22 protein-coding genes are annotated in these 24,645 nt (G+C 63.8%); 16 read left to right on the top strand and 6 right to left on the bottom strand.

The genetic code is table 11. The features are described from left to right. Positions 1-38 precede the first annotated feature (38 nt). Positions 39-686 carry an NAD(P)H-dependent oxidoreductase subunit E gene (locus HRU71_06835; GenBank protein ID QOJ03219.1) on the bottom strand — a complete coding sequence of 216 codons (648 nt, stop codon included), beginning with the start codon at positions 684-686 and terminating at the stop codon, positions 39-41. Between the two features lie 288 nt (positions 687-974). On the opposite strand from HRU71_06835, the gene HRU71_06830 reads away from it, so the two are divergent. Then, positions 975-2,354, top strand: coding sequence for a hypothetical protein (locus tag HRU71_06830; GenBank protein ID QOJ03218.1), 1,380 nt, complete (start codon positions 975-977; stop codon positions 2,352-2,354). Positions 2,355-2,412: 58 nt separating this feature from the next. Here HRU71_06830 and HRU71_06825 read toward each other — a convergent pair whose 3' ends face one another. Continuing rightward, positions 2,413-3,513 (bottom strand): hypothetical protein, encoded by a 1,101-nt coding sequence (locus tag HRU71_06825; protein ID QOJ03217.1) that lies wholly within the window; start codon positions 3,511-3,513, stop codon positions 2,413-2,415. 221 nt (positions 3,514-3,734) lie between these two features. Between HRU71_06825 and HRU71_06820 the strand changes: the two genes are divergently transcribed. After that, positions 3,735-4,214 (top strand): VOC family protein, encoded by a 480-nt coding sequence (locus HRU71_06820; GenBank protein QOJ03216.1) that lies wholly within the window; start codon positions 3,735-3,737, stop codon positions 4,212-4,214. Positions 4,215-4,395: 181 nt separating this feature from the next. After that, positions 4,396-5,721, top strand: coding sequence for an NAD(P)/FAD-dependent oxidoreductase (locus HRU71_06815; GenBank protein ID QOJ03215.1), 1,326 nt, complete (start codon positions 4,396-4,398; stop codon positions 5,719-5,721). A gap of 91 nt (positions 5,722-5,812) precedes the next feature. Here HRU71_06815 and HRU71_06810 read toward each other — a convergent pair whose 3' ends face one another. After that, positions 5,813-7,045 (bottom strand): tetratricopeptide repeat protein, encoded by a 1,233-nt coding sequence (locus HRU71_06810; GenBank protein ID QOJ03214.1) that lies wholly within the window; start codon positions 7,043-7,045, stop codon positions 5,813-5,815. A gap of 311 nt (positions 7,046-7,356) precedes the next feature. On the opposite strand from HRU71_06810, the gene HRU71_06805 reads away from it, so the two are divergent. The 11 genes from HRU71_06805 to HRU71_06755 all read left to right on the top strand — a co-directional run bounded on the left by HRU71_06805 (position 7,357) and on the right by HRU71_06755 (position 19,988). After that, the gene (locus HRU71_06805) at positions 7,357-7,911 is read left to right on the top strand and encodes a hypothetical protein (GenBank protein QOJ03213.1); all 555 of its coding nucleotides are present in this window, start codon (positions 7,357-7,359) and stop codon (positions 7,909-7,911) included. 288 nt (positions 7,912-8,199) lie between these two features. Beyond that, entirely contained in the window at positions 8,200-10,116 is a 1,917-nt protein-coding gene (gene hflB / locus HRU71_06800; protein QOJ04941.1) for an ATP-dependent zinc metalloprotease FtsH, read from the top strand. 18 nt (positions 10,117-10,134) lie between these two features. Continuing rightward, positions 10,135-10,584 (top strand): GNAT family N-acetyltransferase, encoded by a 450-nt coding sequence (locus HRU71_06795; GenBank protein QOJ03212.1) that lies wholly within the window; start codon positions 10,135-10,137, stop codon positions 10,582-10,584. A 118-nt stretch (positions 10,585-10,702) separates the two neighbouring features. Continuing rightward, positions 10,703-11,191 (top strand): DinB family protein, encoded by a 489-nt coding sequence (locus HRU71_06790; protein ID QOJ03211.1) that lies wholly within the window; start codon positions 10,703-10,705, stop codon positions 11,189-11,191. A gap of 376 nt (positions 11,192-11,567) precedes the next feature. After that, complete coding sequence (locus HRU71_06785; protein ID QOJ03210.1) at positions 11,568-12,848, top strand: imidazolonepropionase; 1,281 nt, start codon at positions 11,568-11,570, stop codon at positions 12,846-12,848. Between the two features lie 296 nt (positions 12,849-13,144). Next, a complete protein-coding gene (gene ftcD / locus HRU71_06780) occupies positions 13,145-14,830 on the top strand; it encodes a glutamate formimidoyltransferase (protein QOJ03209.1) in 1,686 nt (561 codons plus the stop codon). A 2-nt stretch (positions 14,831-14,832) separates the two neighbouring features. Next, positions 14,833-15,432 (top strand): cyclodeaminase/cyclohydrolase family protein, encoded by a 600-nt coding sequence (locus tag HRU71_06775; GenBank protein QOJ03208.1) that lies wholly within the window; start codon positions 14,833-14,835, stop codon positions 15,430-15,432. Between the two features lie 175 nt (positions 15,433-15,607). Further along, positions 15,608-16,096: a hypothetical protein gene (locus HRU71_06770; protein ID QOJ03207.1), complete on the top strand. Its 489-nt coding sequence runs from the start codon at positions 15,608-15,610 to the stop codon at positions 16,094-16,096. A gap of 35 nt (positions 16,097-16,131) precedes the next feature. Further along, the gene (locus HRU71_06765; protein QOJ03206.1) at positions 16,132-16,596 is read left to right on the top strand and encodes a hypothetical protein; all 465 of its coding nucleotides are present in this window, start codon (positions 16,132-16,134) and stop codon (positions 16,594-16,596) included. Positions 16,597-16,664: 68 nt separating this feature from the next. Then, positions 16,665-19,562, top strand: coding sequence for a tetratricopeptide repeat protein (locus tag HRU71_06760; GenBank protein QOJ03205.1), 2,898 nt, complete (start codon positions 16,665-16,667; stop codon positions 19,560-19,562). A gap of 132 nt (positions 19,563-19,694) precedes the next feature. After that, the gene (locus HRU71_06755; GenBank protein ID QOJ03204.1) at positions 19,695-19,988 is read left to right on the top strand and encodes a nucleotide pyrophosphohydrolase; all 294 of its coding nucleotides are present in this window, start codon (positions 19,695-19,697) and stop codon (positions 19,986-19,988) included. Between the two features lie 47 nt (positions 19,989-20,035). Here HRU71_06755 and HRU71_06750 read toward each other — a convergent pair whose 3' ends face one another. From HRU71_06750 to HRU71_06740, 3 genes are all read right to left on the bottom strand, one after another. Then, positions 20,036-20,263, bottom strand: coding sequence for a transposase (locus tag HRU71_06750; protein ID QOJ03203.1), 228 nt, complete (start codon positions 20,261-20,263; stop codon positions 20,036-20,038). A gap of 108 nt (positions 20,264-20,371) precedes the next feature. After that, complete coding sequence (locus HRU71_06745) at positions 20,372-20,608, bottom strand: hypothetical protein (GenBank protein QOJ03202.1); 237 nt, start codon at positions 20,606-20,608, stop codon at positions 20,372-20,374. After that, complete coding sequence (locus tag HRU71_06740) at positions 20,605-20,835, bottom strand: hypothetical protein (GenBank protein QOJ03201.1); 231 nt, start codon at positions 20,833-20,835, stop codon at positions 20,605-20,607. The genes HRU71_06745 and HRU71_06740 overlap by 4 nt, the downstream gene beginning before the upstream one ends. A gap of 245 nt (positions 20,836-21,080) precedes the next feature. Here HRU71_06740 and HRU71_06735 point away from each other — a divergent pair, with 245 nt between their 5' ends. Together HRU71_06735 and HRU71_06730 are read left to right on the top strand one after the other, a co-directional pair. Beyond that, positions 21,081-23,570 (top strand): hypothetical protein, encoded by a 2,490-nt coding sequence (locus tag HRU71_06735; protein QOJ03200.1) that lies wholly within the window; start codon positions 21,081-21,083, stop codon positions 23,568-23,570. After that, positions 23,570-24,496 (top strand): ABC transporter ATP-binding protein, encoded by a 927-nt coding sequence (locus tag HRU71_06730; GenBank protein ID QOJ04940.1) that lies wholly within the window; start codon positions 23,570-23,572, stop codon positions 24,494-24,496. Before HRU71_06735 ends, HRU71_06730 begins: the two co-directional genes overlap by 1 nt. Positions 24,497-24,645 lie beyond the last annotated feature (149 nt).

The raw sequence follows: 24,645 nt of genomic DNA, 5'->3' as shown, positions 1-24,645 counted from the left end.
CAGATACAGAACCTGCGACGCGGGATGTGTTCGTGACGTCAGTGACCGGCGCGTTTCATTTCGTTGACATCGGAAGTCGTCGGCAGGTCGGGAACGGCCTGTTCCGGTCCGGTCGCCGCCGCCGGCCGGTCAAACAGATCGGAACGTTCACAGGCGATCTGATCGTTCTTGGGGTCCTTGAGTATCTTCGCGACGTCGTCGGGTTTTACCTTTTTATGCAGTTTTTCGTTGATCAGCATGCAAGGCCCGTGATCGCAGGCGGCCAGGCATTCTTCGGTGAGGAGGCTGTACTGGCCATCCGCGGTGGTACCGTGTTCATCAATCTGCAATTGATCTTTGAGTGTCGCCAGAACAGCATCGGCGCCCAAAAGCTGGCACGACAGGCTGCGACAGAGCACGATCACCTTTTTCCCTTTGTGATGGTCCCAGAAGTGAGTGTAGAAGCTAAGGGTATCCATCACGGCACTGGGGGGAATTTCCAACACGTGCGCGATTTCCAGCATGGCCGCGTAGCTGACATGCCCCAGCGCGTCCTGCACGATGTGCAAGGCGGGCAGCAATGCCGCGCGTTTGGTCTCGTATCGGGGGAAAAACGATCGAATTTTGTCGCGAACGGCCTCGTTCAGAACGGGTCCGGCCTCGGTGTCAATAACAGGGGTAATTCGATCCAATGCCTGCCATGCCATGCCATCGAACTCCTGGATAGGGCCACCGCAGCGCCCGGATGGCGCGGCCGCGAGCATTCCCGCTGATTTCCGCACAAAAATCCCCGGATAGAGATTGTTTTGTGCCCTGGTTTTGAACTATCTTAACATGTGTGGAGTGAATTCAGAACAGGCTGAATCCCGGCGGGCTTGCCTGCAAGGATCCAACCTCAAACCTGCACAAGCGTTGCCGGATTGCGAAATGGGGGATTCGTCGGCTATCACCGCCAGGCAGCGGTTGCAACGGCTCGAATTCGTGGAGGGTGGGGCATGCGATGGAAAACGACCATTTTGCGCCGGTGCGCGCCCCGAGGCGGTCTGGGCGCCCTGTTGCTTTTCACGGTTGCGCTGGCGACCGCACCGGCCCGTTCCGAGTTAGTCTGGGAGATCCTCTCGAACGGACAGGTCGTTGACGATGCGGCTTATCCCTACCAGATGCACGGGTACGAGTTTGATTCGCAGCCCGGCGACAACGACATGCCCTGGCTTCGCGAATATGCTGCGATGCGCGGCATCTTCGCTGACGTAAACATGTCCCTCGATTGGAAAGATCGCGAATGGGACATGATGAAAGCGATCATTCACTTCACCTCGAATCATTTTCACTGGGACGGAATCAGCTCGGTGGTCAGCAACGAGTATCGAGCGCTGCCGATCATCGCCATGAACGAGGTCTTTGGTGATTTGATGGTTTGGAGCTGCGGCGATATCTCGGCGGCCGCCGTCGGATTGGCCCAGGCGCACGGCATCCCCGCGCGGCTCACCAACGGGATCACCGATGAATTGAACGCCGACGTGTGCATGGAGATGTTCTCGACGCGATACAACCGATGGGTCTTCTTTTTCCCGAAGGGCAACAACTGGATCGAGCACGAAGCCCTGGGGCCCTTAGGCAGTCGTGAGCTGCACCATTTCGACGTGGCGGACATGATCCAACTGGAAAATGTTGACGGTCAATGGCAGGCCATTCCCGCTCCGCCGCTAATCTTCATGCCGAGCCTGGTGAATCGCTCGCCCTTGCCGCCGTACTACTACGAATGGTGGTGGAACGGTTACTTCGAGCATTTCATCGTTTCGACCAAAACCCTGCAAAACAAGAGCTATGCCGGGCCGGCGCCGTTCTTCTTCGTCTGCAATGACGATTTCATGAACAACGCGTATGGCATGAATCGACCGGTCGTATCCATGGATGACTTGAGCGTGAACTACCCGCTGAACAATGTGGAAGCGGCGGTCTCGGGCCAGGCGGACCAGGTGACGATCACCCTCAAGCACAACATGTTCGAGTGGGTTCGGTTTGAGGCGAATGTCAACGGTGGAGGCTGGGTCTCGTTCGCCGATGCGGGGGTGATCGAGGGCGAGAATCCGATGGAGTACATCTGGACCGCGCCGGTGATCCCGTCGGAGCTTTGGATTCGCGGGGTCAATCTCGCCGGCGCCCACAGCCCCGATGTGGTCCTGCGGGTGTCCGAGGCGGCGGACTTAATGGTGGACGGAAAGATCGACGGTCTGGATATCGCCGAATTCGTCCGGATTTACCTGGTATCCGATCCGAACGCGCCGCCGTGGTTTCTCGATTTCAATTCTGACGGCGTACTCGACGGGATCGATGTCGCCGAGTTCACCGAGCGGGTCCTGACCGGCTCCTGACGCCGCGTTGCCTCATAAAAACACCCGTGTAGACATAATGAGTGCCGAAGAGGGGGCATCAGCCGCCGGCCGGCTGGCTGGTCGGCCTGGGTTGGGAGGCCGCCGCGAGGGCCTTTTGTTCGGCGAGACGTTCATCAAGCGTCGTGACGCGATAGGACTGATCCACTTTCACGTAGAGCAATTGATCCGGAGGCGGGGTCTTGGGATCGGCTGATTGTCCGGCGAACATGAACCGCGTGCGGGTCTGTTGAATGCGGCGCGTGAATTCACGCCGGGCTTCATCAAACGTTGCGACGCCGTCCCACTCGCTCTGGTAGGAGCGCGCGTAGCGGTCAAGTTTGTTCAGATCGCCCGTCAGTTGGAGCGCGCCCTTGAAGGAAACCGTGGCGAGTCGCGTTCCCGGCTCGCCCTCGAGCTTTTCCAGCTTGCATTCGAAGAGCATGCGCGCCGGGCCTTGCAGGGGAAGCTGGTCCTCCACCGTGTTGGTCCATGTATCGCCGACCTTGACCGGCTTGTTGGCATAAAGGGCCCCGGGCATGAGGATCCAATTGATCTTGAGCCGCTGCGCGCTGAAATCGCGCCGAACTTCCGGCGCGAAGAAACCGTCCTGCGTCTCAATCAATGCCTTGTCGATATCGTCGGGGACCTGCACGTCCACGACCTCGAGCCGCTTGTTCAGTTGGAACTGAAACACGCGGCGTAGCACGATGTTCAGGGCGCGCGAGAGAATCGGCAGCTCGTCGGTGTTGTCGTGGCGATCGGAATCGTACCAGCGGCGGAGGTACATGCTCCATTTCTCGTGCATCGCGCGATCGAGCGTCAGCGTCAGCGTCACGCCGTCTTGTGAAACCGACTCGACCCGGCGGATCATGCCGTACAGGCGCTTCAACCCCGCGGTCACGTCCGGCGCGCCGCGCTCGGACTGCGTCTGCGTGACATCCTGTTTGAACTCGATGTAATCCGAGTGTCCGGCCACGTATCGCGGCGCGAGGAGAACTTGATCTGCTGCCGGTTTTGCATCGGCGGATACCGGCGAAAACACCGCGCCGCCGGACCTCCCAGCCGATCCTTGCACCGACTCGCGCGACTGGCCCGGCGCGCACGACGTCAGAGTCAGCAGGATGATTGCGAAGAGCGGCCGCGTGGAGGGTCGAATCATGTCTCAATACTCCGGTAAGGGTCGCAATGATCGGATGATAGCCGATCTTGCAAGCGCGGAAAACCGTCTGCACAGGCGGGTTCGGTCGGTCGCGGCTGCGGGGCCGGCCGCATTGAGTTGGGTGACGATTTGTGCGACAATCGTCCAAGCGAGCTGAAGCGGCATGGGCGGCCTGTTCGTCGTTGCCGCGAAATCCACCCCTTTTTCTCAATCAAAGGAGCATGTTCATGGCGCACGTCAATCCGATTCCGGAAGGGCATCACACGGTCACGCCCTACCTCACGCTGAAGAACACCGGTGCGGCGCTTGATTTCTACAAGAAGGCGTTCGGGGCCGAGGAGATGTATCGCATGCCCGGACCCGACGGCAAGAGCGTCATGCACGCGGAAATGATGATCGGCAATTCCGTCATCATGATGGGCGAAGAGTGCCCGGACATGGGCGTCGTCTCGCCGCTCGCGCTGAACAATTCGCCGGTCACGATTCACCTGTACGTCGAGGACGTCGACGCCGCGCACAAACGGGCCGTCGGCGCGGGCGCCGAGTCGATGATGCCGCCGACCAACATGTTCTGGGGCGATCGCTTCGCCAAGGTGAAGGATCCGTTCGGCCACCGCTGGTCGATCGCGACGCATGTCGAGGATGTGCCGCCGGACCAGATGCTGGACCGGATGAAGGCGGCGTTCTCCAAGCCCTGCTGATCGGGGCGGAGCCGCCTTCGGCGAATTCCCGCGTCGTGCATCGAAACGTTAATCCGGGGCGTGTTGCACCGTTCACCGGGGCGATACGCCCCGGATCGGTTTGAAGGTACGTTGTGCGGCGACGATCCCGAGCCGGCGGTCGGTGAATTGAAGCGCTTCAGCCGGCGGCTACGATGCGGCGATGCACGACACGGGAACGTCCGATTCACGTGACCCCTTGATGCCGCCCGCGACCCTCGCGGACGTGGCGATCATCGGCGGCGGCGCGGCGGGGCTGGCGACCGCGATCTTCGCCGCGCGCCATCGGCCGCGCCTGGATGTGCTGATCCTCGACGGCGCGAAGAAGCTCGGTGCGAAAATCCTCGTCAGCGGTGGGGGCCGCTGCAACGTCACCAACGCGCGCGTGACGCCGGAAGACTTCTACGCCCCCAGCCGGCCGGTGGTGAAGAAGATTCTCGCCGCATTCAGCGAGAACGACGCCTCGGCGTTTTTTCGCGAACTGGGCGTGGCGCTGCACGAGGAGCAATGGGGCAAGCTCTTTCCCGATTCGAACTCCGCGCGGACGGTGCTCGATGCCTTGCTGCGCGAGGCCGGCCGGCTGGGCGTGCGGATCCGAACCGACTCGCGCGTGGAGCGCGTCGATCGCCTGCAATCCGGCGTCGGCGCGAGCGAATTTCGCATCGGTACATCGCGCGGCCCTGTCCTCGCACAGCGCGTCGTCCTGGCCACCGGCGGGAAATCCCTGCCCAAGACCGGCAGCGACGGCCACGGCTACGAAATAGCCAAAAGCCTTGGACACACGATCGTGCCGACGACTCCCGCGCTCGCCCCGCTTGTCTTGAGCGGCGGCTTTCACAAGGGGCTATCGGGCATCGCCCACGAAGTCGAGATCACCGCCCGCGTGCAGGGGGAGAAACCCGTGCGCGTTCGCGGTCCCATGCTGTGGACCCACTTCGGAGTCAGCGGCCCCGCAGCGATGGATGTGTCGCGTATCTGGCATCGCGCCGCGCTGGAAGGCCGCCCCATCGAACTCACCGCCAACCTGCTCCCGGCCGACGCGACCGCACGCGGGACCGCCGGCACGTTCGAGGCGGAAGAACAGCGCTGGATTGAACACGCCGTGCGCGAGCCGCGCACCCAACTGCGAAACGCCCTGGGCCGGCGCCTGCCTGCGCGACTCGTCGATGCCGTGCTGGCGGAGCTTTCCATGGATGGCCGCATCGCGCTTGCGCATCTTTCGCGCGAGGTCCGCCGGCGGCTGATTCGTGCTCTGCACCAGTGGCCGTTGCCGGTTGTGGACAGTCGCGGCTTTGTCCACGCCGAAGTGACGGCCGGCGGTGTGGCCCTGAATGAGATCGACCCCGCCACGATGGCCTCGCGCAAGTGCCCGGGACTGTATCTGGTCGGTGAGATACTCGACGTGGACGGCCGCATCGGGGGCTTTAACTTTCAATGGGCCTGGAGCACGGGTTTCGTGGCGGGCAGGGCCATGAGCCGTGAGCCGTAAACGACAGATTGCGTCTTTGTCGCACCAAGAATGCACCAGGAACTTGAAAGGTGCGCCATGCTGTTCTGCCCCCCCGCCGGAATCAACGCGATCATTCCAGGCGGATGCGCGCGGGCGGGGCCGAGGGGTTGTTTGCGAGATCTTCCAGCCGCGCGAGCTGCGATCGCAACGCTTCGGCCTGCGGACTGCCGGGGTATTGCGCGATCACCTGCCGCGCGAGATCGACCGCCTGGATGTAGCGGCCGTGTCGAGCGAGGTCCATGATCCTGGCTTCGAGTTGCTGGCGTCGTTCGATCTCGGCATTGGTTTCGAGGGTCGGCAATTGCAGGCGCAGGGCTTCGGCATCGGCGGTTTGCGGGAAGCGCTCGATGAAGGTTTTCGCGGCGGCGAGGGCTTCCTCCCAACGTCGGCGCGAGACGTATCGCTGGACTTCCGCCGCCATTCGTCGTTGCTGCTCGCCCTGTGCGAGGTTGTGCTCGCGCTCGATGCGCAGAAGGAGCTGCCGGGCTTCGCTGGAATCGGGATGCCGCTGTTGAAGCTGCTGGGCCACGTCGCGGGCGCGCTGCCACGCGGCAATATTGATGAGATCGTTGACCTGCTTCGTCGTCGTGACCACGTCGCTCGATTCGAATCGCTCGCGCGCGGTCTCGACTTCGCCGGGCAGTGCCGCCGCCTCGGCACGATTTGAGAACCGCCGGGCCAGGTCCTCCGCCACGCGCCGCGCCGCGCTGAAATCGTGCGCCGCCAGGGCCGACTCGAGCCGCTCGCGTCCCTGGCGCCACTGCTGCTCGTCGTAGTGCGCCTTCTTTTCGCGCCGCTGCTCGTCAGACAAGAGCGTATAGTCGCGGATGTCGTGAAGGGCCTGCACGATCTCGCGCCACGGAATCTCGACGGCCGGTCGGTCTCGCGTCGGATCGGGCGGTGGATCGCGCGGCGCGTCAACCGGTGCTTCGAGCTGCGCACCGAAAACCGTGTCCATCCTGGCGACTTCGCCGGCGGCGTCGCGCTGGGCGCGCTGGCCGAGTTCGTACTGGTAGCGTTCGACGCGCACGAGCCCGTCCCGCACTTCACGCAGCAACGCGATCATCGTTGACATCGCCGCCAGCACCCCGCTCGCCATCGCGCCGACGGCGATCCACAGGATAAACTCGGCGACTATTGCCGACGTGAGCGGCGCGGGGTCGAGCACATGCGCCACAAGCCGGAGCATTCCGCCACCGACGCACAGCAAGATCATCGCGGCGGACGACCACGTGAGCACGCCGGTCATCGACCAGGGCGAGCGCCGCGGAGCGGTTGGAGTTGGTTCAGGTTGATCGGCCATCGTCGAAGCGTCCGAGCTGGTGGTGGTGGGCGTGTTTCAATGAGCAACGGGTGCAGCGCGGCAACGGGTCAGGAGTGATAACCGGGAACGATCCGCGGGGACGCGGCCCGTGCGCTGCGGCTCAACCATCCTAATCGTATGCATGCCGGAACGGGCGGATCAACCCGCTGCCAAGGCCCGCCGGTGCGATTTGATTGCTGGTTGGCTGGATGGGGCTATAATCGGCCCGTTCCGAGGGGGAAGATCGCGGCCGGGGCAGCCGGCGCGGTCCGGTGCGCGCGAACCGTGTGAGTCTCTCGGGAGCAGGTGCGATGCAGTCAACAGGATCGATGCGGTCAAATGGATTGACCAACCGGGCGTTACTGCTTTGCGTCATCGTGGCTGCGACGGTGAGCGGTTGCGGGTATTCGACGGACCGATCGGCTGTGATTCGCACGCAGAACGCCAACGGCGACAGGATTCGCACGGTGGCGGTGGACGTGTTTGAAAGCCGGGAGTTTCGCCGCGGGCTGGAGTTGCAGTTGACCGAGGCGCTGGCGAAGCGAATCGAGGCGGAGACGCCGTTCAAGCTGGCGAAGAAAGACCGGGCCGACACGCTGCTGACCGGCGAAGTGCGCGAGGTGCGTCAGTCAACGATCGGTCGGGACTTTCAGGCGGTGAAACCGCGTGAGACGGCGGCGACGTTCGTCGTGAGCTTTCAGTGGAAGGATTTGCGCACCGGCGAGGTGCTGGTGGACCGGCCGAATTTCGTGCAGACGGTGGATTACATCCGCCCGCTGAATGAGGATTTTTATCACGCCAGCCAGCGCGCGATGGATCGCCTCGCGGAGCGGATGATTGAGCAGATGGAAACGGCGGACTGGTAAGCGCGGCGCGGACTATAATGCTCAAACGATCGGGACGGACCGTGCAGATCGAGAATAGTGGACGAATCGGCGCGCGGGCCTTGTTTGAGCGGCACCGAATCTAAGCAGCGGTGTTTGAGGGGCCGAAAGGTTAGAGATAGGAATCGCATGTCGGACGACGGACCGGAACCGGAAGACGGAGGACAGCGGCCTCGCAAGGGCAGCCGGGGCGGCGGTCCGCCGATGCCGCCGCGCATGCGCATGACGCGCGGGGCGATGAGCTGGGTGGGGTTCCTGCTGATCGGCCTGATGATCGCGTTGGTGGTCTCGCGGAGCTACACGCCGCCGGAGTCGGTGACGATCGACAAGTTCTGGAAGATGGCCCGCGACGGGCTGTTCACGCAAATCACCATCAGTGACGATTACATCCTCGCAGAACCGCGCGAGGCGGCGCAGGGCGTACCGCGTTCCCGCGGCATCCAGAAGCGATACAAGGTCACGATGCGCGTCGACAACGTCGACGAACTCGCGGAGAAGCTCCGCAAGGCCTGCCCCGATACGGTCATTCAGTACGAGCAGAGCACCCAGCCGCTCATTAACACGTTGCTGTCGATCATCCCGTGGCTGCTCATTTTCGGGTTTATCTGGTTCTTTGTGTTTCGCCAGTTGCGGTCGTCCGCCGGCGGGGCGGGGATGCTGGGGAGCTTCGGCCGATCGCGCCATCGCGTCAGCAACAAAGAGTTGACGAACATCACGTTCAAGGACGTGGCGGGCGTCGAAGAGGCGAAGGAAGAAGTCGCCGAGATCATCGAGTTCCTGAAGAACCCCAAGAAGTTCCAGCGGCTGGGCGGTCGGATCCCGCGCGGCGTGCTGCTGGTGGGTGAGCCGGGCTGCGGCAAGACGCTGCTGGCCAAGGCGATCGCCGGCGAGGCCGATGTGCCGTTCTTTTCAATCAGTGGTGCGGATTTCGTGGAGATGTTCGTCGGCGTGGGCGCGTCGCGTGTGCGCGATTTGTTCAAGAGCGCAAAGGAAAACGCGCCGTGCATCATTTTCCTCGATGAAATCGACGCGGTCGGCCGGCGGCGCGGGGCGGCCTTTGGTGGCGGCGGGCATGACGAGCGCGAGCAAACGCTCAATGCGATTCTCGTCGAGATGGACGGATTCGACACGTCGGACCAGGTGATCGTGATCGCGGCGACGAACCGCGACGACATTCTCGACCCTGCGCTGACGCGGCCGGGCCGGTTCGACCGGCGGGTCTACGTGCCGTTGCCCGACATCAAGGGCCGGTTGGAGATTCTGAAAGTTCACGCCAAGAAGGTAAAGCTGGCGCCGAGCGTCGATCTGATGCGGATCGCCCGCGGCACGCCGATGTTCAACGGGGCCGAGCTGGCGGCGACGATCAACGAGGCGGCCATTCTCGCGACCATGCAGAACAAGGACATGATCGAGATGGACGACCTCGAGGAGGCGCGCGACAAGGTGCGCTACGGCCGGTCGAACAAGAGCCGGCAGATCGAGGAGAAGGAGCGGGAGAACACGGCCTATCACGAGGCGGGCCACGCGGTGTTGCAGGTGCTGCTGAAGGGCGAGGCCGACCCGCTGCACAAGGTGACGATCATTCCGCGCGGTCGAGCGTTGGGCGCGACGATGAGCCTGCCGGAGAAAGATCGGTACGGCTACGCGCGGCGCTGGCTGATGGCGACGTTGCGCGTGCTGTGCGGCGGCCGCATCGCGGAGCAGCGACACAGCGGCGACGTGAGCAGTGGCGCAGCGATGGACATCGAGCAGGTGACGCATCTGTCGCGCGCGATGGTGCTCGAATGGGGCATGAGCGACAAACTCGGATTTGTGAAGTATTCGCCGGACAACGCGCGCGAGATGCTCGTGCCCGAGCGGAACTATTCCGACGAAACAGCCGGCGTGATCGACGCGGAGATTCGCCGCCTGTCGGAAGAAGCATTTCGCGATGCCGAGCGCATGATCAGCGAGAACTGGGACAAGGTCGTGCGCGTGGCCGAGGCCTTGTTGAAATACGAGACACTCGATGCGGAAGAAGTTGAATCGCTGTGCCGCGGCGAAACGCTGGATCGGCCAAGCCTGACCGACCTGCTGGCCGACGAGGGCAAAGCTCCGCGAGCGGCGCGGCCGGTTCCACCGGCACGGCCCAGCACGTTGCCGGACACGCTCCCCGGCGGATCGCTGCCGCAGCCGGGCATGGGTTGATCGGCGTCAATTGTCAACATGGCCAACGCCAACGTACAGATCGTCGGTCCGGGGGAGCTGCCGCTTATCACCGAACTTTACAACGAGATTTTTCGCCCGCCGAAGGACGTTGAGTTCTTCCGCCGGCGGTTCCTGGGCCGGTACAACGCGCTGATGCTCATTGCCATCGTCGAGGAACGCCCCGTCGGGTTCGCCACCGGGTTCGAATTGAAGCCGTCGGTCTTTTTTGCCTGGCTGGCCGGCGTGCATCCTGATTTCCGCCGCATGGGCATCGGCGCACAATTGCAGGAGGCGCAGTTCGCCTGGGCGCGCGAGCATGGCTATCAGTACCTCCGCATGGAGTGTCACAACGGCCATCGTCCGGTGCTGCACATGGCGATCACGATGGGTTTCAACATCGTCGGCGTGCGGTGGGACCCGGATCGCGGAGACAATCTTATCATTTTTGAGAAGGCCCTGGCGGAATGACGGCGTCCGGTCGTGCGTTGCGGTCAGGACGGTCTTCCCAAGGTGTTCTTCCGCTGACCGTAATCGGTATTTGCCGCTAGAATCGCTCGGTGGGCAGTAACCCCAGGGAGAATCACGCATGACACCCAAAGACATCGTTCTGAATCAGCACGCGTCGGCCCAGTGGCTTTACGAGGGCGCCGTAAAGGAATTGAGTGATGCCGATTGTCGGTATCAGCCGTTCGACGGCGCGAACCACGTCAACTGGATCCTCGCGCACCTCGCCGTGTCGGAAGACAGCTTGATCTCGCAGATCACCGGTCAGCCGAAGCGTTACAGCGAGCCACTTCACAAGTCCTACGGAGGCGGCAGCGTCTGTCGCGCCGACGACGGCATGACCCGCGCCGAAGCGTGGAAGATGTATACAGACAGCGCGAAGATGACGGTGGAGTTCGTGAAGGGCTTTCCCGAGTCGCGTTACGACGAGCCTGCCCCGGAGAACCTGCGGCAGATGTTCCCCACGATCGGCGCCGTGATCGGGCTGCTGGGCGCGCATCCGTACTGGCACTTCGGGCAGGTCACGTTTAATCGGCGAGCGTTGAAGAAGCCGATGATGTTCGGCGGCTGATTGGTTCGTGAATTCGTGATCGATCCGTACCGCGATTCCTGACTGCGCTTCGCGACCGCATGGTCGTCCGACAGGGAGTGCCGAGCGATGCTGCGGTCGTGCGATGCTGCGGTCGTGCGATGCTGCGGTCGTGCGATGCTGCGGCCGTGCGATTCCTGTTCGATCAGAACGAAAGCGCGTTCCTGGAATGCGATCAGGTGAGATCGGCACCGACAAGCTGTTTCAAAGCCCCCTCTCCCTTCCAGGGAGAGGGTCGGGGTGAGGGTGAATCCTTTCGTTTGAACTACTTTTCCTCCTCACTCGACCTCTCCCCCAAGGGGGAAAGGAGTTTTGAATCCAGTTCGAAGCGGGCAATTCTACGACAGTGGATATTGAAATGACGTTCATCCGCAACATCGGTCAATTGGTCGCCGTGCCGCCCGGACCGGTTGCGGGGGCGATGTTCTCCGCGCCGCCGCTGATCGAGAATGCCGCGGTTCTGATCGAGGGCGATCGCATTGCGTGGTTCGGGCCGGAGCGGGATGCGCCCGTCGAAGCACGTCGGCAAATGCCATCACTCTCACCTCGGCCTATTCCCTCGGAGGGGGAGGGAGTGATTGATGCGGGCGGCGGGGTCGTCGTGCCGGGATTGATCGACTGTCACACACACGTCGTCTTCGCCGGTTCGCGCGAGGGGGAGTTTGTTCAAAAGATTCGCGGGACGAGTTACCTGGAGATTCTCGAATCAGGCGGTGGGATTCGCAGCACGATGCGCGCCGTGCGCGCCGCGAGCGAGGACGAACTGGTGGCGCAATCGCTGCCGCGCGTGCGGCGGATGCTGGCGGCCGGCGTGACGACGATCGAAGCGAAGAGCGGCTACGGTCTGGACCCGGCGAATGAGATAAAAATGCTGCGGGCGATCCGGCGCGTCGGTGAATTGACAGGCGTCGAGATGGTCGGCACGTATCTCGGCGCGCACGCAACGTCGCCGGAGTTCGCCGGGCAGAACGAGGCCTATCTCGACGCGATGATCGCGCCGGAACTGCTCTCGGTGATTCGCGATGAGAATCTGGCCCGATTCGCGGATGTGTTTTGCGAGAAGGGGGCTTTCACGCTGGAGCAGGCGCGCCGGTATCTCGTGCACTGCGCGGCCGCGGGTCTGATTCCGAAGGTTCACGCCGAGCAGTTGTCGGCCAGCGGCGCGACGCGGCTGGCGGTGGAACTGGGTGCGGCCAGCGCCGATCATCTCGAATTCGTGACCGACGAGGACCTCGCGGCGTTGAAGGGCGGTCACACGATACCCGTCCTGCTGCCGGGTTGTTCGTTTTTTCTCAACAGCCCGCCCGCGCCGGCGCGAAAGTTGATCACCGCCGGGCTGCCGGTCGCGCTGGCGACCGATTGCAACCCCGGTTCGTGCATGATCGAATCGCTGCCGCTGGTGATGTCCATCGCCGCGACGCTGCTGCGCATGACGCCGATGGAAACGCTGGTCGCCGTCACCGCCAACGCGGCAGCGGCCCTGCGCCGCGCCGACCGACTTGGCGCAATCGCCGTGGGGCATCAGGCCGATCTGCTGATCGTCGACGCGGCCAGCGTCGATCAATGGGTGTATCGCGTGGCCGTCCCGGCGGTGCGGACCGTCATCAAGGCGGGTCGGGTCGTCCCCCTCACTTATTGAGGAAACGTTCAGGCGTGAGGGACCGTGGGGGTTCAAGCCAGAGGAAGCGGAGCAGAGATTGCAAAGGTTGCTCAACGACTGGCGAAGTGCAATCTTCCGCGCAAAACGCCGACGGCGCAAGCCGTCGAATGAATCCACGAACGGACGAATCTGCAAGACGGTCGGCGGTCGTTTGATTCTCATGCTGTTTCGAATGCTTGAGCAATCGGCTATTTGAGTTCAATTCACGAAAGGAAGTCCCTGTCATACACTACGCGGGCCGCGAAGGAATCCGCGGCACAGGGAGTGCGTGACCCATGCCCGCGTTGATCGAGTGCGTTCCCAATTTCAGCGAAGGCCGCGATTCGGCCGTCATTCGCCAGATCACGGATGCGATTGAGTCGGTCGAAGGCGTCCGCCTGCTCGACGTCGACCCCGGCAAGGCGACGAATCGGACGGTGGTGACGTTCGTCGGTGAGCCGTGCGCCGTCTGCGAGGCGGCGTTTCGTGCGGCGAAGCGAGCGGCCGAGCTGATCGACATGAGCCGGCACAAGGGCGAGCATCCGCGTTTTGGCGCGACGGATGTCTGTCCCTTGATTCCGGTCAGCGGCATCAGCATGGACGAGACGGCCAAGCTGGCGCGGGCGCTGGCGAAGCGGATCGGCGATGAATTACAGATTCCAGTTTATTGTTACGAGTACGCCGCCACGTCGCCGCAGCGGAAGAATCTTGCCGATGTCCGTGCGGGGGAGTACGAGGGGCTGCGCGCCAAACTGACGCGTCCGGAGTGGAAGCCCGATTTCGGCCCGGCGACGTTCAACGCACGGACGGGGGCCATCGCCGTGGGGGCGCGCGATTTTCTGATCGCGTACAACGTGAATCTGAACACCACGAGCGTACGGCGGGCCAACGCGATTGCCTACGACATCCGCGAGAAAGGCCGCGTGAAGACCGACGACGGCACGCCGACGGGCAAGCCGGTGCTCGATGAGAAGGGACAGAAGGTCTGGGTGCCGGGGTCGCTGAAGTGCGTCAAGGCGATCGGGTGGTACATCGAGGAATACGGCATCGCACAGATTTCGATCAACCTGACGAACATCGGCGTGACGCCGCTGCACGTGGCGTTTGACGAATGCTGCAAGCGGGCCGAGGCGCGCGGCGTGCGCGTGACCGGCAGCGAGATCGTGGGCATGGTCCCGCTGTCGGCGATGCTGGAGGCGGGGCGGTATTTCCTGCGCAAGCAGCAGCGTTCGACGGGCGTGAGCGATCGGGAGCTGATCAGGATCGCGGTGCGCAGCCTGGGCTTGAACGATCTATCGCCGTTCAAGCCGGAGGAGAAAATCATCGAGTACGCCATCGCCGACAAGGCTGCACGGCGGTTGGTGGATCGGACGGTGAAGGACTTTGTCGAAGAGACGGCCAGCGAGTCGCCCGCGCCCGGAGGCGGTAGCGTGTCGGCGTTGCTGGGTGCGCTGGGTGCAGCGCTGGCGACGATGGTAGCGAATCTGTCGAGTCACAAGCGCGGCTGGGATGCGCGCTGGGAGGAGTTTTCCGGCTGGGCGGAGCGAGGAAAGACGCTGCACGACCGGCTGCTGGCGCTGGTCGACGAAGACACAGCGGCGTTCAACGCGCTGATGGCGGCGTTTGGGCTGCCCCAGGGCAGCGAGTCGGAAAAGGCGGCGCGCACGACGGCGATCGAGGCGGCGACGATGCGAGCGATCGAAGCGCCGCTGGCGGTGATGGAGTCGGCGCTGGAGAGTTTTGACGTGATCGAGGCGATGGCGCGCGACGGCATGGAAGCGAGCGCGTCGGACGTGGGCGTGGCGGCGTTGTGCGCGCGATCGGCGGTGATCGGCGCGCACCTGAACGTGAAGATCAACGCGAAGAGTTTGAAGGATCGCGCCAAGGCGGATTCATACCTCTTGAAGGCCGGGGGGATCGAGAAGAACGCCGTCTCGCGCGAGGCGGAAGTGCTGAAACTGCTCGGTCCAAAGGTGGGATGAGCATGGCTGTCCAACTAACCGAGTTCCTCGAACAACTTGCCTCCCGCTCCGCGACGCCGGGTGGCGGCAGCGCCAGCGCGCTGGTCGGCTCGGTGGCGGGGGCGCTGTGCGGCATGGTGGCGCGGCTGAATGACAAAAAGGACGGCACGCCGGGCGTGCTGCACGATACGATTGCCGAGGCCGATGCGCTGCGCGGGCGGCTGCTGTCCCTGATGGATGAAGACATCGCGGCGTTCAACGCGCTGGCCGCATCGTGGAAGCTGCCGGACGACGAGGCCCACGCGGCCGAGCGGCAGGCCGCCGTGATCGAGGCGACGCGAACACCGCTGTCGATCATGCAGGCGTCGCTGGAGGTGATGCGACTCGCAGCGCGGGGTTTGGCGCGATCGAAGAAAAACTGTCTGTCTGATGCGGGCGTCGCGGCGCTCTTCGCGCATGCGGCGCTGGAAGGGGCGAGGCTGAACGTGCTGATCAACCTGCCGGGCATACGCGACGAACGAACGCGCGAGGAATTGACCCGCAATGCCGAGTCCGTTCGCGGCGAGGCCCATCGTCTGCGCGGGGAAATCGAGACGCGCCTTGCCGAGAATTACGGCGGTTGAGTTATGCGGGCACCAAGAAGGCACGAACGATGAGGGCGCGTTCGGGGGACGCACCCTGCGAACCAATCACGGACGACGAACCACTGGCCACGGGCCGCGTCCTGCCGATACAATCCCATCGCCTCGCGTGGGATGAGCGCATCGATTCCTCCTCGCGACGAAAGGGACGGGCAACATGGAACGGAGCAGATCAGGGGGCGTTCGGTCGGTAGGATTGCGAATCCGGTGGCGGCGGTCGCGCGGCGGGGCATGGGCGCTGATTGCCTGCCTGGCGTTTGCGGCGCTGATGGGCGGCGCGTGCGAGGTCAACGTGACGCCGCCGGCGGAAGCCGTGCTGGCGGGGACGTGGCTACTGACCGGCGAGCAGATTTCGACGTTTATAGATAAGACGCTGGTGTTCAACGGCAGCGGGCGGCTGACGCAGATCACCACGCGCTCGACGAACCTCTTCGGGTCCGAGCAGCGCGTCGTGGAGCGCGATCTGAACCTGAACCCGGTGGTGAACGGTAGCAATGTGCGCATCGTTCTGACGGGTGACCTGGTGTTCGAGGGGACCTTCAACGACGGCCTGACCGAGGCCGTTGGCAAGTTGCAGACCGAAACAACGTGGTTCAACACGACGATCATCACCGATCAGGGACCGGGAAAGATCGTGAAGCAGTAGAAAACGCCAGATGGCCGAGCCATTGAACCTTCACCATGAAAGCGAGCTTTCGATTGCTGGCGGGCGCGAACCTGTTGCTGCTGTGTCTGACGGCGGCGATGGGGACGACCGTGACGGGGACGCAGAACTTCGCGCGGCACTTCATGCTGGGCATTCTGGCGGCCCTGTTTACCTGTTTTGTTCATGTGCTGGTGTTCGTCTACTTCATGGTGCAGGACAAGATCGTCAAGCAATCAATCCTGCATCATGGGCTGGACGCGTCCTTTGCGGCGATGGTGGATCGGCTCAAGGCCCGGGCGTTGAAACTCGCCATGCTCGGCGTGGCGTCGATGGTGCTGACCACGGCGCTGGGGGCAGCCGACGGCGCGGCGACGGCGTCGGGGGCGCATTTCTACGCGGCGCTCGGGGCGATCGTGCTGAATGCGATCCTGTTCGCGCGGCACGACGCCGTCATTCGCGAGAACGGCGAACTGTTCACGCGGGCGTTTGGCGCCACGTAACGGGGGGCGCGACGTCCTCCGCGCACGGTCGTTTGACGTTGCGATTCACCGTTCCATAGAATGAGCACGTGACGCGCCTCGCAGCCTTTCCGATTCTTTCTCTCTGCCGACGCGGCGCGCCGCGCCGATGGGCGATCACAGGTTCAATCCCGCTTCGACTCATAGCCGTCCTCGGTCTTGCCCTGGTGCCGGCGTCCGCAACCGCGAACGAAGAACGTGACCCGAGCGCCGCCGCATTGCGCGAGGCACGCGATGCGGCGCTCGCCGGCGAGTACGCCATGGCCGTCGAAAGGTACGAGGCCGCAGGGAAGGCGCCCGCGTACGCGATCGCTGCGGCGTGCGGGCGGGCCGAGGTGGATCGGCTCATTGGCGATTATCGCCGGGGCATCGCGCGACTCGACGCGATCCGCTCGGTGGGGGAACGCTCGGCCGATTGGCACGCGGCGCTGGCGGCGCTGCGTGCGGAAGTCGGCGAGTACGACGCGGCGATTCGCCACAACCGCGCGGCCCTCGAGCGGGCACGCGATCACTACCGCGCGCGATTGCAATTGGGGCAGCTTCAGGAGCTGACCGGCGATACGGCCGGCGCGATTGAGACGTACAAATGGTTCAACGAGCGGATGACCTCGGGCACGTTGCCGGAACGCGTGGAGGACATGACCGATCTGGGTCGCGGGTTCCTGCGCTACAGCGTGCTGACGCGCAACCCCGATGTCGTTCGGCGGACGAAGCATGTGTTGACAGAGGTCTATCAGGAGGCGTACGAGTTTGTTGATGCGGCGTACTGGCCGGCGCGGCAGGCGGGGGCGGAGTTGTTGCTGGAGAAGCACAATTCGAAGGAGGCGGTGGCGGATTTTCAGCGGGTGCTGGAACAGAATGCGAACGTCGCGGCGGCGCACGTCGGGCTGGGTTGGGCGGCGCTGGAGGATTGGAACTTCGAGGAGTGTGAAAAGCGCGCGGCCGCCGCGCTGAAGGTCTGTCCGCCGCACGTGGGCGCGCGGGTGCTGCTGTCGAGCACGCGCATGACGGAGCGGCGCTACGAAGAGGCGGCGCGAATCGCGACCGAGGCGTTGGAGACCAATCCGAATTCCGTGGAGGCGCTGTCGGTGCTTGCGGCGGCGCGGCTGCGCAGCGGGGAGGCGCCGGCGTATCGCGAGGCGGTTGCGCGCGTGGAGAAGATCAATCCGCGCTGCGCGGTGCTGCATCACACATTGGCGAAATGGCTGTCGGCCGGGAGGCAATTCGCCGACGCCGAGACGCATTTCAAACAGGCGATGGATCACGCGCCGACGTGGTCGGAGCCGCGCGCCGACCTGGGGCAGCTGTACATGGAGACCGGCGAGGAGCATCTCGCGCGACGGACGCTGGAGGAGGCCTTCGGGCTGGACAGCTTCAACGCGCACACGCACAACCTCCTGCAATTGCTCGATCAGATCGACCATTTCGCGCGGCTGGAGACGGACCACTTCATTGTCAAGTTTGACGAGTCGCGAGACGGGCCGATCGCGCCGTATTTCGGCGAGGCCCTGGAGCGCATGCATCGGGATCTTTGCGAGAAGTTCAAGACCGCGCCTGTAAAGCAGACAATCATCGAAATATTCCCGGATCACATGGGCTTCTCGGTGCGCATCACGGGAAGGCCGTTCATCGCGACGGTCGGCGCGTGCACCGGGCGCGTCATCGCGATGCAGGCGCCGCGCGGCACGCCGCCGTTCGGGCATTTCAACTGGGCGACGGTGCTGCGCCATGAGTTTACGCACACGGTCACGCTCGCGGCGACCGAGAACCGCATCCCGCATTGGATGACGGAGGGCCTGGCCGTGCACGAGGAGCCGCAGCCTCGAACGTGGCGGACGAAGCAACTGCTTAGCGAAGCGGTGCGACGCGATCGGCTTTTCACGCTGAAGACGATTGACTGGGGCTTCATGCGACCGCGTCGCGCCGACGACCGCGAGCTGGCGTATGCGCAGAGCGAGTGGATGGTGGAATACATTATTGAACGCTGGGGCGAGTCCAAGATTCATGAGATGCTCAAGGGGTTCAAGGATCGGCTGACGCAGGCGGCGGTGTTTGAACAGGCGCTTGGCGTAAGCGAAGACGAGTTCGCGCGGGCGTTTTCGACCTATGCTTCAAGAGAGGTGAACGCGTGGGGGCTTCCGGATGTGCCAGTGGAGGATTCGGAGACGCTGGCGAAGCAGGTCGAATCGCGCGGCGACGACGCGGGCTTGCTGGCGCGCTATGCCCAGGCGCTCCTGGTGGACGGCGACGTGGAGAGGGCCGAGGAGATCGCGCGTCGCGCGCTGAAGCGCGACGCGATGCAGGCCAGGGCGCTCGAAGTGCTTGGGCAGATTCTGATCGGGCGCATGGAGCAGGAGCGAGATGAAACGAAGCGAGCGGCCTTCGTGGACGAAGCGGAGCCGATCATTCGGCGGCTGGTTGAAGTCGATGCGAAGAATGCAGACGGAATTAAATATCTGGGGTACCTTGAGCAGGCGCGGTTGAACTGGCCCGCGGCGATCACGGCGCTCTCGCGGTACAAGAAGATGCTGCCGGACGATCCGGCGTCGTATCGACGGCTGGCGGGAATCTACCTCGTGCAGGGGCGCGAGGACGAAGCGCTTGTCGAGCTGGAGGAGCTGGCGCGGCGCGTGGAGGATGAACCGGCCGTGCCGCGCCGGATCGGCGAGATTCTGCTGAAGCGCGGGAAGGCGACGGAGGCTGCGAAATGGTTTCGCCAGGCCATCGAGATCGACCCGTACGATCGACCGAGTCACAACGGTCTGGGCGAGGCGTATCTGAAGTCAAGCGATTTCATGAATGCTCGGCGCTCGTTTGACACGGCCTGCCGCTTAAAGCCCGATGAGCCGGACGGCTGGGCGGGGTTGGCGCGTGTGGCCGAGGCGATCGGCGACGCGGAACAGGCGAGCAAGTATAAGAAGCGAGCGCAATCGCTGGGCGGGGGATGAGGGAACACGCAACAGGAGAGTAGGCATTTCCCACCCTATGGCGGAGAGGTGCCGGGGGGAACGAGAAGCAGGAAAACAAGGAAGGGTGGGCGTTGCTCGCCCTTTTGCACGCACGCGAAGGATGTTATCAACATGACGCTATCGGAAACGCAGCAATTGATCGAACGTATGTACTCGGCCAAGGACCGCAAGCGCGGGGCAGCCGGGACGTTTTTGTGGCTGATGGAGGAAGTCGGCGAATTGGCGGCCGCGATCGGCGAGGGCCAGCCGCAGGCGGAGAAAGAGGCGGAGTTTGCCGACGTGCTGGCGTGGTTGGTGACGCTGGCGAACGTCGAGGGCGTGGACCTGACGCGGGCGATGGCGAAGTACCGCAACGGGTGTCCGGGGTGTGGCGAAATGATCTGCCGGTGTGACGAGAAGCACTAGAACTGGTTTTGCTCTGTTGACAACATCTGCTGCGAATTTGCCCCCGGCTATCGCCGGAGGGTGTAGGCCAGGACGCGGATCGCTGCTTCGGTGAACAGACCGCGTTCTGTGCGGGCGTTCAGGTGCGATCCCATGGTGCGTTTGGTTTCGCTGAAGAAGGACTCGACATGCCAGCGACGACCATACCGCTTCGGCAGCCGCGTCATCTGCGATCGGTAGCGACCGTTCACGCCGCCATCGCGGCGATGCACCGCCGGCGGGATGTAACTGCGCACGCCCCACGTCTCACGACAGTACGTATGAACCCACCCGCATCGTAGCCGGCATCCGCGTACAAATACTTCAGCAGCTTCTGGGCGGTTTCCGTCAGGAGCCAGCGCGCTTCAGCCTTGTCGTTGCCCGGCCCCAGCCGACGACCAGCCCGCCGCCAGCATGCTCTTGCAGGTCACAGACGCCGACACCTTCACGTACTGCTGGCGCTGCCGCCCGCTGCGGCTGACGTAGTGAGCGCTGGCCGACGAGGTCTCCAGACCCGTCGAATCCATCGCCACTTCGTCGCTCTGGTCACCCACCTCACGCAGAATCTCTTGCAGCAGGAATCCCAGAATCTCCGGAATCACCGTGCGATCAGCGAACTTTTGAGCGTCGAGTAGTGCGGCAGCCGCTCCATGCACAGAATGCGGCGAAGCTGGCCCGAGGCTTCGAGCAGTTCAATCACCCCGCGATAGGTGGTCTTGGTATAAGCCCGCAGCACCGTGCAGGTCATCAGTTGCCGCTGCGTGAACTTATGCGGACTCTTCGGGTGGCCGTACGGCAGCAGGCACCGCCCGGCGACCTTCATGCTCAAGCGTTGCGACGTTCAGCAGGAGATTGGTGTTCTTCGCCATGAACGGCGTTTACAAAATCAACGCCTCGAAGTCAAGATGTTTTCAACGAAGCAAACTGGTTTCAAAACTCCTCTCCCCTGGGGAGAGGTCGGGTGAGGGGGAAAATGTGGTTCAACCGAAAGGATTCACCCTCACCCGAGCCTCTCCCCGAAAGGGAGAGGGGGTTTTGAAACAGCTTGTAGCCGTTCAAATAGAGTCGATTGTCATGAAACGCGAATCGAACCGAGCGCGCCGCCGATGCCCCCGGAGCCGGGGCTTCATCGCCCGGCTTGGCGCGGGTGCGATGGGGTGGTTCTGTCTGATTGTGGCAGTGAGCGAGGTGGCGGTCGCGCAGCCCACGGTGGCGCCGGCGTCCGCGGCATCGGAACAGATCGAGGGTCGCATCCAGCGCGTCGGATTGTTCTCCGAGGGCGTTCCGCTGGTGCGCAGCGGCAACTGGTCGTTCATCGACGTGTCCTTGCGTTTCCGCGGTGATCGGCCGTTCGAGGGCGAGTTGCGCGTGAGCCAGTCCGACCGCGACGGCGATATTGCCACATCGGTGGCACCCGTGACGCTGGCCCCCGGAGCCGAATGGCGATCCTATCAGGTTTACTTTGTACCGAATGAAGTCAGCGGCACAGCCGGGCCGCCGTCGGTACGGTTGTACGACGCCGAAGGTCGACGAGCCTCGCTGCTGGACGAGACGGGCGAGGTCGTAAAGGAACTGACCGGCCAGCCGGTGTTGGACCTTCCCGCGGATGAGTTTCTTGTGGTTGATCTGTCGTCCCCTCGCCGTCTGGCGCACGTCGCGTGGCTGGATTCCAAGCGCCGGCAACAGTCGAACTGGATCAACGCTCGGCATGTGCGCGCCATGCCGCCGCGCGCGCTTCCCAGCCGCTGGCAGGGGCTGGACGCGGTGGATGCGATCGTGTGGGACGATGCGGACCCGTCGGGCCTGTCGCCGCAGCAGATTGCCGCGCTGATGGACTGGGTGCGCGAGGGCGGTCGCCTGCTGCTGACCGGGGGGCGCAACTGGCAGATGCTGGCGAACTCGCCGCTGGCCGAGGCGCTGCCGGTGACGCTGATCGGGGTCGAGGAGCGGACCGAGGCGCTGGAGTTCCTGGACATCGTTGAGCACGAAGAATACGCCTCTCGGCTGACGCGCCGCTACGCGCGAAATCCGATCACGCGCTGCCGGATGGAACCGCGACCGGGGTCGATTCCCGTGCCGCCGCGCTGTCCGAATCCGCAGATCGCGCATCGGCGGTTTCTCGGCCGCGGCGTGGTGACTTTTGTCGGCGCATCCCTGAATGAGCTGCTGCCCGTCCCACGCCAGATGCGCAGCATGCTGGTTGAAGACGAGCCCGATTTGGACGCGACAGAAGACGCCTTTCTCAACACAGCGTGCGAAACAGTCGTGGCCCGGCGGCTGCTTGCGCTGCCGTTTGTGTACGAGGACAAGGACGTGGGTATCGGCGCGCGGATGTTCGGTCGCGTGGATTTGTACAGCGTGCTGCGGCAGTCGATCTCGTTCGAGAGCGTCGGGGCGGCGTTTGTCGTTATTGCGATTGCATTCGGCCTGGCCTACTGGTTTGTCGCGACGATCGGCAGTCACCATTATCTGAAGCGGCGCGGGTGGCTGCACGTGTCCTGGTCGGCCTTTGCCGTGGTCAGCGTCGTCAGCAGCGTCGTCGGCATGATGATGGTCTGGGGCCTGCGCGGCGTGACGACGCGTCTGTGGCAGACGAGTGTGGTGGACGCATTGGCCGGCCGCGTCGACGGCTGCGCCGTGAACTTGTTCGGCGTGCGCACGCCGGATCACGCCCGGCTGGATTTGCGTTTGCCGACGGGCGACGCGAGCGCGGGGGAGTCACGCGGCGGACCGTTGCGCGTGGTGCCCGAAAGCGATTCGATTCAGGGAACGTCCTCGAAGTTCGCCGCGCCGGAAGCCTACCGGGCGCGCCTCGGCGGTGAATGGCTGGACGACGTTCCGATTCGCGCCACGCTCAAGGAGTTCACCGGCACCTGGCATGGCCCGATCGGCGGTTCGTTCGACGGCAAGCTCGTTTCGTTTCGCAACACCGGCAGTGACCGCGCGCAGATTCCATATGAATTTGGTGAAGGCAGTTTTTTGCGCAACGGACTACCGGTCGCGCTGGAATCGTGCTATCTCGTCGAGACCGATGAACTCGTCGCGGGCGAGGGTCGGAACGTCCTGGCGCGGTGTTTCGCGATCGGCGATCTCAATGCGGGTCAGGAATTGAGCGCCGCCCAGTTGCGCGATCGGCTCTACACGCTGTTCGATCCCGCCAAGCCGGCTGATCCGCCCGCCCGCCGGCCGCGCCTGCCGCTGCTATCCGATCAACTGCTCCGCTGGGGCGCAGCGCTCAACCCGATGTCGGTGAATCCGAACGATCCTCGCGCCCCGATGGTCGACTCGGAGTACAATTCCGCGCTGCTGCTATCATTCAGTGACCTGATTCGCGAGGATTCGAACGGCCGATCGGCGGTTCGCCGGACGCACGGGCGGTCGTTGGACTGTTCTCGGCTGCTGACGCCGACGACGGCGCTGCTGATCGGGTATTCGAGGGAACCTGGACCGGCGGTGCTGGAAGTGGATCGCGTCGCGTTGAAGCCGAACCAATCGCGAACGATTTATCGGTTTGTGATACCGGTGGAACGCTCATGGGGGCGGGCGGAGAGGCGTGAGCCGTGATCATTCAGACGATCAATCTGACGAAGCGCTACGGCAAGCTGGTGGCGCTCAACGGCCTGCACCTCAACATCGAAGAAGGCGAGTGCTTCGGTTACATCGGGCCGAACGGCGCGGGCAAAACCACGACGATTCGAATTCTCTCGACGCTGCTTCAGCCGACCTGGGGGGAGGCGAAGGTCTGCGGCTACACGGTGGGGTACGAATCGCGGCGGATTCGCCCGCTGATCGGTTACGTGCCGGACTTCTTTGGCGCGTACGAAGACATGGCCGTGCTGGAGTATCTGGAGTTCTTCGCGGCGGCCTATGGCATCCACGGGGATCAGCGTCAGCGTGTGGTGGGCGACGTCTTGGAGTTGACCGATCTGACGGAGAAGCGCGAGGCGCTGGTCGATTCGCTTTCGCGCGGGATGAAGCAGCGGTTGAGCGTGGCGCGGGTGCTGCTGCACGATCCGCGCGTGCTCTTTCTCGACGAGCCGGCGAGCGGTCTGGACCCGCGGGCGCGGATCGAGATGCGCGAGCTGTTGAAAGAGCTTCGGCGCATGGGCAAGACGATCATCATCAGTTCGCACATTCTCCACGAGTTGGCGGAGATGTGTACGACGGTCGGGATCATCGAGCGCGGCGAGCTGCTGTTTCACGGGCCGATCGATGAGATCGTGCGGCAGACGCGGACGGGGACGCGCGTGGAAGTGCGCGTGGCCGCAGGGCAGGAGAAGGCGCAGCAGGTGTTGAGCAAGCTGCCGCATGTGGCGAGCGTGGAGCAGGACGACGGGCGATTGATCGTGGATTTGTCCTCGGCGACGCAGGATTTTTCGTTTCTGGCGGAGGCGCTGGTGCAGGCGAAGCTGCCGTTGCGCGGGATCCAGGAAGAGCCGGTGAACCTGGAGACCGCGTTCATGCGATTCACCAAGGGGAAAGTGCAATGAGAGACGCCAAGGCGCTCGAGCGCCCATGTGAGACATCGAAGCGTCGGGTCCGAGGCGCGCAGGCCTGGAGGCAGTCGCCGCGGCGACCACGCTGCGGCCCGGAGATGCGACGGCGCGCTTTCAGGTGCCGAATCGGTGGCACGGCATGG

The organism is Planctomycetia bacterium (assembly GCA_015200345.1).
GTDB lineage: Bacteria > Planctomycetota > Phycisphaerae > UBA1845 > UTPLA1 > PLA3.
Note: the sequence above shows the minus strand (reverse complement) of the source record. Positions and strands in the feature narration are given on the sequence as shown.